Origin of the sequence: Psychrobacter sp. Ps4 (genome assembly GCF_022129285.1) — a bacterium.
Taxonomy (GTDB): domain Bacteria; phylum Pseudomonadota; class Gammaproteobacteria; order Pseudomonadales; family Moraxellaceae; genus Psychrobacter; species Psychrobacter immobilis_A.
On the sequence record NZ_JADQAK010000034.1, the window covers coordinates 1 to 12,263 of the forward strand.

8 protein-coding genes are annotated in these 12,263 nt (G+C 41.0%); all 8 read right to left on the reverse strand.

Features of this window, described 5'->3' with window-relative positions; genetic code table 11:
• A partial coding sequence (locus tag I3252_RS13885; RefSeq protein ID WP_238035637.1) for a biotin/lipoyl-binding protein occupies positions 1–629 on the reverse strand: 629 nt, incomplete at its 3' end.
• 216 nt (positions 630–845) lie between these two features.
• Complete coding sequence (locus I3252_RS13890) at positions 846–2,453, reverse strand: TolC family protein (protein ID WP_237033768.1); 1,608 nt, start codon at positions 2,451–2,453, stop codon at positions 846–848.
• A 42-nt stretch (positions 2,454–2,495) separates the two neighbouring features.
• On the reverse strand, positions 2,496–4,718 hold the full coding sequence (locus I3252_RS13895; RefSeq protein WP_238035638.1) for an FUSC family protein: 2,223 nt from the start codon (positions 4,716–4,718) through the stop codon (positions 2,496–2,498).
• Positions 4,719–5,122: 404 nt separating this feature from the next.
• Positions 5,123–6,412, reverse strand: a complete 1,290-nt coding sequence (locus tag I3252_RS13900) for an amidohydrolase (RefSeq protein ID WP_227000304.1) — start codon at positions 6,410–6,412, stop codon at positions 5,123–5,125.
• A 34-nt stretch (positions 6,413–6,446) separates the two neighbouring features.
• Positions 6,447–7,526: a lipocalin-like domain-containing protein gene (locus tag I3252_RS13905; RefSeq protein WP_065170449.1), complete on the reverse strand. Its 1,080-nt coding sequence runs from the start codon at positions 7,524–7,526 to the stop codon at positions 6,447–6,449.
• Complete coding sequence (locus I3252_RS13910; RefSeq protein WP_238035639.1) at positions 7,526–9,991, reverse strand: FtsX-like permease family protein; 2,466 nt, start codon at positions 9,989–9,991, stop codon at positions 7,526–7,528. Before I3252_RS13910 ends, I3252_RS13905 begins: the two co-directional genes overlap by 1 nt.
• Positions 9,972–10,643, reverse strand: a complete 672-nt coding sequence (locus I3252_RS13915; RefSeq protein WP_044175500.1) for an ABC transporter ATP-binding protein — start codon at positions 10,641–10,643, stop codon at positions 9,972–9,974. Before I3252_RS13915 ends, I3252_RS13910 begins: the two co-directional genes overlap by 20 nt.
• A gap of 333 nt (positions 10,644–10,976) precedes the next feature.
• Positions 10,977–12,263, reverse strand: a 1,287-nt coding sequence (locus I3252_RS13920) for an MATE family efflux transporter (protein ID WP_238035640.1), incomplete at its 5' end; no start/stop codon positions are given.

Genomic DNA, 12,263 nt, shown 5'->3' on the forward strand with positions numbered 1-12,263 from the left:
GCCTGACTTCCTGCATGAATAGCGGCAATTTGGTTTTCACGAAAGAAACCAAATACCCAAAAACTGTTTTTATCAATTAATGCAATGAGTGGTTGATTTGCAACAGCTTGCGTTCCTGTTTGAATATCAAGGTTTGAAACATAGCCATCTACAGAAGCGTAAACTTTGGTGAAACCCACGTTCAATTCCGCTGCCTTTAATTGCTCTTTCGCTATTTGAATCTGCAGTAATGATTCTTCATAAGCTATTTGGCGACGAATAAGATCCTTGTGTGATACAGCACCACGATCTTTTGCCCTAATATCACGCAGACGATCGTATTCAATCTTTTTGCCTTTAGAACTGATAATCGAGCGTTCTAATGAAACTTGAGCTTTTGATAAAGCAACATCGTAAGTACTTGAGTCAATCTCAAATAAAAGATCGCCTTTATTCACCATTTGGTTATCGATAACCGCAACATTCGTAATTGGCCCAGACACTCTAGGCGCAACTTTGATCACATTTGCTCTCACCTGACCATCTCGGGTCCACGGATTATTGAAGTACTCTTGATATTTTTGGTAACCCAGCCATACAGCTCCACCAATGATCAAAAGATTAACTAGGATGACGATTGTCTTTTTCATCTTTCACCTAAATTTGGATATAAAAAGTATCGATCGCAACCACATAAAAAACCATGATGGCGAGAAACGTTAATGAGGGATACGCAATAAATCGTGATAACCGCGTCTTATTTAAAATCACAACAGTTATCCACGTAGCAACCAGAGACAAAACCACCACTAATAAAACTGGCGAATAATAAATATCTCCCATTGAGAGTTCGTGAGGTATCGACATTAATTCAACTCCTCAACAGGAACCTTCTCGGGATCTAATTGGGGTAACGTCACCTGCTTAGGTAAATCTGCTTTTGGCATAACAAGATCTTCATCAAGGCTTGTTCCCCAATCAGTACGGCTTTTCATTGTTTCTATTGTAGAATCAGCAACTAAAGGTTTACCCGATGTGATTTGCCATCCACCACCTAAGGCCTTATACAGCGCAACAATTTGATTGGCGACATTACCTTTAATTTGCGCATAGCTATCTTCACTTCGAGTCATCTTCTCAACCGAGTTCAGTAAACGTTCGAAGCTGATTTGGCCATTTTCGTACTGAGTCATGGAAATATTAAAAGCACGAATAGATGAATTAACCGATTGCAGACGAAGGGCTTTTTGCTCTGTATACAAATCATAAGATTCAAGCGCATTGGTGACCTCTTGCACCGCCACTAGCACTTTTTTATTGTAATTGGTTAATGACTCTTGAAAGCGGGCATCTTCTAAGCGAATATTATTTTTCACCCGACCATATTGAAAAATATTCCAACTAAAACTTGGGCCAGCAACAAGCATGAGAGAATCGCTAAAACTGAAACTGCGATCAGATGGGACTGTACTATTAATACCGATTGAACCAAGTAATGAAAAGCTTGGATATAGTGCGGTTTCAGCTAATCCAATTTTGGCACTCTGACTATGAGCTTGCAGTTCGGCAACTTGAAGATCAGGACGACGCATCACTAAGTTAGCATCAATCTGATTATCTACTTTGGGAATATGAGGTACCAAAGAGTACTTATCAGTGCCATTTAAAGCTGCTTTCTTGCCTACAGCGTATCGCGAATCATATACTGCAATCTTTTTATCAATAGCATCAGAGCCTAACAACGCATCAACTTCTGAAGGCAATACCCCAAGTAATACTGCTAGTGCATTACGAGCTTGCAACATAGCAATTTTTAACGATGGTAGCGCCGCTTTTGTTGTGTATAGCTGGTTTTTTGCTTGCTGAACATCAAGCTCGGTAACATTACCTGAGTCATATTGAACTTGGGTGATATGAACAACACGTTGTTGAATTTCAATATTACGTTTTGATAATAAAATACGTTCTTGAAAGGTACGATAATTTATATAGTTACGCGCAACTTCAGCGGTAATGGTTACAGCAATATCACGATATGAAGCAATTGATGCGTACATTAATGCTTCTGCAGATTCGATTCCTCGTGCATATTTACCCCAAACATCAAGCTCCCATCCCGCATCAAAGCTAAGAGCTGCATTATCAAATGACTTTTCGTTTTGGTAGGCCTTAGCAAGATTACCCGATACTTGCTGAACTTGTGGATATTGGAGACCTTGAGATATTCCAAGAGCCGCTCTTGCTTGAATAATACGTAATCCTGCCGCTTCAAGATCTAAATTTTGCTCAGCCGCCATCTCAACCAAATGATCCAGTGTTGGATCATTAAACTGCTGCCACCATAGTGCAACATCAGCTTGATCTTGTTGATCAACCGACTGCCATTGCGCTGGTATAGCTTTAGGTTGTAAAGACTCAAAGTTCGGGCCTAATACACTACAAGCGGTCAAGCTACATAGCGGCAAGATTGTCATGCAAGCTCGCAATGAATGTTTTAACACGTAGTCTCTTCCCTTTTAAAATCGTTTTTGACGTAAATGATCCCAGTCGATCACAACATAAGCATCTTTACACTGGTTCATCGCTTCAAAAATATTGCGTTTCACACAGACGAAAATATAAAACTCTGCAATTTGTTGATGGCTAATTGACGTTAAATCTATTTGCTGAAAAAAATGCTCAAGTGACTTTTCACCTTTAGCATAATCAACTTGATATTGTTCAAAACCAGCTGTTAACAACTCTTTTCCTTTGCCACCCGCTAACGTTGTCGCCATATCAGCTAAAGAGTCATCTGGATACTGACTGCGTGCTTTGTTTACTAGCGGGTTATTGTGCAAAGATTTCTCATACACATTTAAAATGGTCAGATGATTAACTAACTGTTCAGACGCGGCGGCAAAACCTATTAGTGATTCACTAGAAAGTGCAGGAAATAGCTTTAAATTAATTTTCGATGCCCATAACTTCAGCTTTGGTACCGTAAACTTAAGAATCTTAAGATGAAACTCTCGCTTTCTTCGTTGAAACTTATTGGGTTCTAAAGCAGAAAATGACATTAGGTAATGCTGAATATGACGATATAACCGCTCTCTCATAACCAAGAATAGGTGCTCAGGTTTAGATGAAAACGGGAAATAATGATAAAAAATAATCATCAATACAACTTGATAAAACAGTACCATAACAGTCATGACGATTCCGAAATGGTAAAACATGGTGTTATCAATATTGAGAATAAACAGTCCCATTAAGAAGAAAATGGTGACCGGACCATTAAACAAGTAAAACGCAATAAAGGTATAAAGAAAAATAAAGACGCCAAGCTCTAACCCCAACGTTAAATTCGGCAGCACAAAAATATAAGCCGGGACCGCAAATAAAAAACCAAAGGTAAATAATACCAGTAGCATAACTGGGTGGACTGGCATAAAAGAAAGCAACGACATATAAATCGTTGAGAAAATCACAAAACTGTAACCACCAGGTGGATTTAAGTAGATCCAGATAAATGCAGCAACCCAATAGGTAACAAAAACCTTTATTGCCGTCTTAAAGTTTTCAACATCCCACCAAATAAAGCGACTGGTGTTATTGATATTTGGCTTATCAAAGCTCACTCGCTCTGTTACTGAATCGATGCAAGTCACGACTTCGGTTAGCTTCGACAGCTTTTGATGTAAGCTCTTTAGAGAAAACCCTAAGGTTATTGCAGACCCCTTTTCAAAATGACCGGCATTTTTTAAAGCATCAACTTCAAAATCTACTTTTAGCTCTGATCCAATATAGTGACTTTGTTGTTCAGCCCATGCGTCATCTAGCTGAGAAAACAGTTGATTAATCTCTTCAACCGCATCTTGATAGTTGCCAATAAAGTCTTCACCATCAACATGTTGATCAAAACTGGATTGACCGACAGCAACCAACTGTTGAGTTATCTGCTTATAGTAATGTAGCGCCAAATCCCACTCGGTTTTATAGGCAGATACATCACTGCACTCTTTACTGATGAGGCTATATCGTTGATCAAGTTGCGATTGTGCTGTAAATAACGCTTTGATGAGTTCTGGAAGTGGATCGTCAAATTCATCTAACTGAGTCGGCGTTAAACTTTGACGATGAATAATACCGGCAAATACCGCTTGTTGTTTCTCTTTCAGATCAGCCGCTAATTGACGTAAATTTTGTTCTGTTTTGGTTGGAAAAAGAAACGTCCCGACTAAAGTGTATATAACAACACCGAAAACGGTCATATAAGCTCGATCGATACCATAAAGAAAAGCGCCTTCCGCATCCCCTCCATTTGACATCATTAGAGTCATGACACCCGTTAGCATAAATAACGTGGGATCTTTGGTATAAGCATTTCGAAAATAAAAGATAACGGAAACAATAACCGATACCGATAGCATATAAAGCCATTGTTCTTGAGCAAAAATACCAACCAAAGAAAGGCCAAGTACCGCTCCCACAACAGTACCAAGAACACGAAGCGAGCCTTTTGCTAGCGATTCTCTTTTACTTCCTGTAGAAGCAATCAGCATCACCGTGGTTGCAGCAGTAGAAGCTTGGGGCCACCCCATAGCCATGGGGATAAGATAAGCAAGGGTTAAGCTTAATCCGACTTTACAAGCAAACTTAAACTTGTCATTCATACAAAAGGGAAACAACCATTTTGATAATGAAAACAAAGTCGTCACTTTGCTGTTTGTGTTTGTTAACCCATCGCTTTGCGACATCCACTTTCCCCAATTTGCTGAATATATCAAGACAAGAGTAGTAAAAAGCGGGCAAATTAGCGGAATATTTTTACCTAATCTACTGATAAATTGGAAATAGGTAACATTTCAGATCTTTTAAAAACAATAGATACAACAAAGATATTAAAACAACTAAAAAAGTATCAACAACACCCTACAATAGAGGCGGACATGATATTAATCCATTGATTTAAAATGAATAATATAGTTTTAGCTAAATTAACAAAAAACCAAATAACTTAAAATATAGGCAGGATTTAAAGGGGGATAATAAAAACTAAAAGTCAATATCGATTTATCACTGCAAAACAAAGTATAAAGGGAGTAAATGGTTATTACTCCCTTGCTAACAGTTTATAAGATCAGAATGAATAGCGTTATTTCTAAGGATTTAAGCGCATTAGGGCCATAGCAAATAATCTTACCCCAGAAACCATACGGCTCTCATCAATATCAAAATCACCATTATGATGGCCTGCGGTCAGATCTGAGCCAATTAAGCAGTACACAGCTTTACCGCCATTGTGCTGTACTCGGTCAAATAAATAACCAACATCTTCACTTGCACCAAAATCCTTTTCGCGAATGACATCGCTGAAACCAGCATCCAAGCCAATGGATTCAATCAAGTTCACCATTTCAGTATCATTGTGTAAGCCAATTGCTTCGCCTTGAGCCTGAATTTCTACGTTAACGCCATGAATATGTGCAGATCCCTGAGCAATTCTCTCAACTTGCTGATACATATAATTATTAATTTCGCGGTTCTCGCCTCGCGTTTCGCCTTTAAGTACAGCATTAGCCGGAATGACATTGCGCCCTTCTCCGGCCTTTAGCTGGCCCACATTAACACGCGTCATACCATCTCGGTGACGAGGAATGGCCAGCATTTGTGTCACTGATGTGCAAGCCGCCGCTAAAGCATTACAACCGGCATTAGGCTCAATACCCGCATGAGCAGGTTTACCTTTGAAATGTAAATCAAATTTGGAGCTGCATAAGAAATGCTTGGGATCGCAAACTAAGGTACCACTTGGAACATTCATACCAACATGTGCAGCTAAGAAGTAATCCACATCATCTAACCAGCCACTTTCAGCAATGGCTTTTCCTGCTCGACATCCCTCTTCGGCAGGTTGGAAAATAAATTTAATTTTGCCACATAACTGATCTTTATTAGCGGCAATTAATTCGGCTAACCCTAAACCGATCGCGGTGTGGGCATCATGACCGCAAGCGTGCGCAATACCTGGAGCTAGAGATGCAAAGCCTAAAAATCTTGGGCGATGGGAATCATCCTGACTTTCCATCACATCAACAGCATCAATATCAAAACGGAAGGCAACAGTCGGACCGTCACGGCCAGTATCAAGAACCGCCCCTAAACCAGTGATACCATCCATTTGAGCCAAATACTTAGGGTCAGCCCCCCAAGTTAAGGCTCTTTTTTGCGCTTCAATAACACTTTCTTCATCGCGCCCCATTATGGCAGAACGCGCAATGATCTCATCGGCAAAAGCTAACTGATAACCGTGATGTTCCATATGAGCCGCAATTCGACAAGTGGTGAAAAACTCACACCATGCTGATTCGGGGTATCGGTGAAACTCTCTACGGTAATTCATTAAACGTTGAGATAAAGCCTGTTCATCATAGTTTTGAAAAAATGTCACTTGCGATTCCTACTGCTGTGCCTATGGTACGTAGCTAATAACCGGTAAGTTCCATAAAACCTTGCCCAGAGTGCGATCCTGTCACATGGATAGGTCCTTCCCAATATGGGAATACAAAAGGAAGCCACTGATCCTTTCGTAAAACATTTACCGTTAACTTAATATTTTGAGATGGTACATCAATTCTCCACTGTAAAGGAAATTTTTTACCATCAATTCGAGTGTAACTTAATGGAGTTAAACGAATTTGCGTATGATCAAGTTGAACAACTTTACCATTAGGCCAGCTTCTAGAACCAAAATAATAAGGTAAATCGTCTTTTTCACGCAGTTGAGACACCATAAGGGCGCTACCATCATTTAAGTGAATAGAAAACCAGTCCCAGCCAAGCTGATCTTTGGCGAGCATGCTGCTGCTCCATTCACGATCTAACCATGCTTCACCACTCACTTGATATTCTGCTCCATCAAGGGTGATTTTGCCGTCAACATCTAAAAATGGCGCACTAAAATAGCGAGAAGCCATATCAAGTTCAGGATGCTTTTTGCTATACCCCTGATCACCTTGTAATACAATTGGACCATGCTGTGTCACTTTAAGAACCGCAGCCATTCCATCATCTGCAAATTCGACCATGCCCGGAAACGGTGTTTTACCAAGAGCTTTCCATGACCAATTATCAAGCCAAGCATGGTATGGCGTTGAGGTAACGCCAGCCTGACCTATGCCTCCACGAGCAAAACGTTCAGCATACCAAACCTTTGACTTACTAGTAATGACTGCATGAGCCATATACATTTGTGGTGTTTTCCAGCCCGTTTCTTTTTCTGTACTGGTTGCCATCCGAAAAAGTGTCCATTGAATTCCGAACTCTTTGCCTTCGGGTGATTTTACATTAGCAGTAAGGTACCACCATTCAGTTCGATACTCAGGATGAGCCCCATAGTCTCGTGGAAACTCAACAGGTTCACCTCGTACAACCGGTTCATATACATATTCATCAGAACGAGTTAACACTTCTGCCGTATTTGAACGTTCTGTTTTTTTATTGCAACCAACGAGAAGAGTTAGTGCCAAAGCTAAATAAATAATATGTGTAAATTGCTTTGTCATTAGAACGCCTCTCTTAACGACAAAATCGCGGATCGTTTAACTAAACGCCACACTGGCCATCCACCAGCAATCAACAAGACCACTAATGCCGATCCCAAGGTAAATAAATATTGAGTTGGGAAATAATGGATAGGCATGGTCCAACCAAAAGAGTATTTCAAAACAACATCAATCAGCAGCTGTGCCAAAATTAACCCCAGAGGTAGCGCCATTAAAGCAGTAAATAGACCAATTAATAATAATTGCCCCCCGCCAAGTATCGCTAACTCCAGCCCGGTCATCCCCATGCAGCGTAATAGAGCAAACTGACGTTGACGAGAGACTTCACCAGCAAGAGTGGCAAAGAAAAGTCCACACACAGCTATAAATAGCGTTAATGATCCTAATGTCGACGTGACAACAAAGGTCTGATCAAACACTCGCATTGCTTGAGTCATTAAGTCAGAATTATTGCGGATGCGCTCTGGCTGTAGTCGGAAACGCTCGCCCAATTTAGCCAATAGAGCCTCGTCATTAGCGCCTGGGTTCAAGTGAATAGCTAAACCAACTTGTCCTGAGTGCGGCCAATAACGGTGCCACTTATTGTATGAGATCAACAGCTGCCCATATGGATTACCATAGTCATAATAGATACCTACAATACGCCAGTTATCATTCATCGGTGTTGGTAGATCGACCATATCACCTATGTGCCAATTATTTTTAAGGGCCAGTGATTCGCTCACCATTACGGCACGTTGCGAATGTAAACTCTGCCAGTAATTTGGTTCGATATCTTTCACTGAAAGAGCTGTCATTTCACCCTCAGATTGACCAATACTCATCACTTGTAGTGTACCCGCATCGGTTGGCGTCTCTTTTTGCCAACGCCACCAAACGTCATTCACTTCAGGTTGATCTTCTAACCAACGGTACATTCTTGGTGCCATATTCATCGAAGGACGAATGTAAATATCTGCGGCAAGACGTTGTTCAAGCCAAGTGTGAGTCGTATGGCGGAAGCTTCCAACCATAGTTTCCATACCAATATTAGAGGCAAGTGCCAACATAAATGCCATTGCGGCAACGCCACGATAACTTAAACTTGAAGCCGCATCAGTAAAGAACCAACGCATTTTTACTGATGGAAATATCACACCTAAAATTTGGAACGACTTCCAGAGTAAATACGGCATTAACAACCCAGATGCGGTTAAAATTAATGCGATAAGAACAAAACCCGCAAATTGTCCATGAGGTAGTTGATAAATGCCAATTGCAACCAAGATAAAAATTAACGAAATGATTGATTGCCAAGCAAACTCACGGCCACTAAAACGAACTAGAGCCATATGAGTTGCTAACCGTACAGGTGGCGTTTTGATTAATCGAACCATCGGCCAACCACACGCGAGAATGCTACCACAACCGGCAATAATTAAGCTGGCAACGCCCCACTGCCAATGCCAACTCACAGCAAGATTAACGTTAGCACCATAGAGATCACTTAACGTTGCTGCAACCGAAGGCATTAATTGCTGTGCAAGGACCAACCCTAGCAGGTTACCGCCAATTAAACCTAAAATAATCCACAAAATTAATTCTATTGAGAGTGCTGCGGCTAGTTGTAGGCCGGTTACGCCTAACTGAGTTAATCGTCCAACTAATGGCTGGCGCTGAGTAAAAGAGAGAGACATCGCTTGATAGAAAATAAATAATCCAACCACAAACGATAACATTCCCATCGCAAACAAATTCAAATGGAACGCATTAGTTAGGGGTTCAAGTCTCGCACTTTGGTTACGTTGTAACGTTAAGCCAGGAGGTAATATCTGAGTTAAGCGCACTAATTGCTCATGGCTCATCTCACCACAAACAATAGATGTAAAGCCAGAACTTGGCTGGATATCTCTTAATCTTGCAATATCGGCAACTAACCGAGGACCGCCAGTTAACTCATCAGGTACTATTTCAACTGGACCAATTTTCTTGCCGCTATCTAATGTGATCATATCGCCTGATTTGACCCCCATATAACTAGCAAGCTGCTCTCCAGCAATAATAGGATATGGCGGTTTCATCAAGTCCAGCATATCGGCTCGCAGTGCTGCCATATTTTTCTCACTGCGAGTAAAAGCAGAGAACATAGCAACAGGATCGAGCCCGACGAGTTCAAAATCACGCCCCTGCTCTGTCACGATTCGATAGCTATCAAGTGGCGCACACGATTTAAGTCCCGCACGTCTTAATTGAATATAGAAACCTTGAGGAACTTTAAGACCTAACTGTGCTGTACGGATACGATAAGGATAAGGATTTGAAAATAGAAGTTCACCTTGTCGATAGCTTTCTCTCGCTTGTTGGTTAACCCCCATTACACCAACAAGAAGTGCAATTCCCAGCGTTAGACCAAGCCAGACCAGCATGATTTGAAATGGATGGCGCTTATAATGCCCCCATAACGCCTTAATGACGGGGCTTAACATGCAACTGTCCCCCTTGCAATCGGATACAGCCATGCATTTGAGAAGAGACTTGCTCACTGTGGGTAACAAGCAAAAGTGTACATTGCAGTTTTTGACATAAACCAGTTAACAGACGAATAACAGCGCCAGCATTACGCTCATCTAAACTGCCTGTTGGTTCATCTGCTAATAGAATTTGGGGTTCCATATACAAAGCACGTGCTATTGCAGCGCGCTGCTGCTGTCCACCGGAAACTTCTTCAGGAAAACGCTCTAACAGAGACATAAGATCAAGCGCTGATATAATTTGGCGCCATAAATCAGGGCTCTCTGGTAACCCCTTTAATTGGCGACAAAAACGAATATTGTCTGCAATAGTAATGGTCGGTAATAAATTAAACTGCTGGAAAACTAGGCCGATATTATTACGACGAAACAAAGCTCTTTGACGCTCAGAAATTGCATGAATAGGAGTGTCTCCGAGCCAGATCTCACCCGCGTCACATGAATCTAATCCTGCAATTAAATTTAGTAGCGTACTTTTACCAGAGCCGCTCTCTCCCATCAGAGCCAATTGTGCTCCGCGTTCAAGATTTAACTCTGCTCCTTGTAAAACAGAATGGTACTCACTGCCATCTTGGTAGCCTTTACAAAGCTGAGCCAGTCGTAACATTTATGCCCTCAAATCCAGTTAAGTCATTGCGTACAGCTCTTATCGTTCAATAAAGCTGTACATCTGTAAGTAAAATTTACCGCAAACCCACACAGACAGAAAGGAGTTTTCTGATCATGCACTCAAATAGAATGCAAACTGTTACACAATCAATACAAAATGGGCTGATTACCCACATAACGCTAACAAAACTGGTCAGTTATACAGCTTAAATACGTTGTTTTATTAAGCGGGTTGGTATTGTAAGATTATCCGAAATAGCCATTAATTTAAGTATATACCTAACCTAATGGCCTTAGGATTTATTTTATTAATGGCCGATTTTTTATCTCACTAAGCAACCAAGTTATTCATCCACTTTTTCGAACGTAAACGAATAGTTGATCCCACCCATTTCACAAGCTCCTCTAGCCCTAACAGAGCATAAATCCACTCTACTGGAATTTTGAAAACCAGCGCACAAATGGCAACAACAGGAATACCAATAACCCACTGAGCAATAATATCTTGATAGAAACAGAATCGAATATCACCACCAGCACGTAAAATACCAACAATCATAGTCATTGGAATACTTTTGATGATTAATAATCCAGTATAAATGACAAAGAAATGCTCAGTTAATGCACGGGTTTCTGGTGTCAGCGCTGTAAATAGATTCAGAACCGGCTCTTTAATTAGCAGCATTAATATTGCCATCACCATACTACTAAGTAGGTTAAAACAGGAAACAGCCCATGCTTGGTGATAAGCTTCCTCCATTTTATTGGCACCCAACTGGTTTCCAATCATAACGGCTGCAGCATTTGAGCTACCAATTAAAAATGCAAGAGACAACGATTCTATCGGCGTCATCACGGATAATGCCGCCAGCCCCTCTACCCCATATTGACCAATAATAGCGTGGTAAACAAAAATACCCGCAGACCAAGCTAAATGGTTAAATGTGGTCGGCAAAGAGAGGGTTAAAAAACGTTTTACATAAATCCATTCACAAGCAGCAATAATGGTACTTAGCCCAAAAGATAGTAGATGTTTGCGACGATATAAGTAGGCATATAAAAGACTAACTTCAACCACACCACTGATTACTGTCGCCCAAGCAGCACCAGCAATTCCCATCTCAGGAAATCCCCATTTACCGAAAATCAATAGCCAGTTCAAGAGGATATTTAAGCTAATTCCGATTGCGCTAAAAAAGGTACTTACTCCTGGTTGGTGCATTGAGCGTAATCCGACAGCCATACTGATGCCAAAAGCCATTGGGAACATACTTAATGCTGTGATCTGTAAATACTGAGCACCTAAAGCCACTACTTCAGAATTATTGGTCGCAAGAGAAATAACACTCTCCGGCGAGAAGAAAAAAACACCTGCCGCTATTAGTGCCGTAATATTACTCATGAGCCAAGTTAAAGCCGTCGAACGTTTAACACCCTCGCTATTTCCTGCTCCCCAATATTGAGCAGTCAATAAAGCTCCCCCTGTGGTCACACCAAAGAGCATAATCGTTGCCACAAAAATAGCGCGTCCCGCAATGCCCATCGCAGCAACATCGGTCTGACCTAATTGGCCGAGCATTAAAATATCAACCAGACTACGACTTGAAAACATCATAGA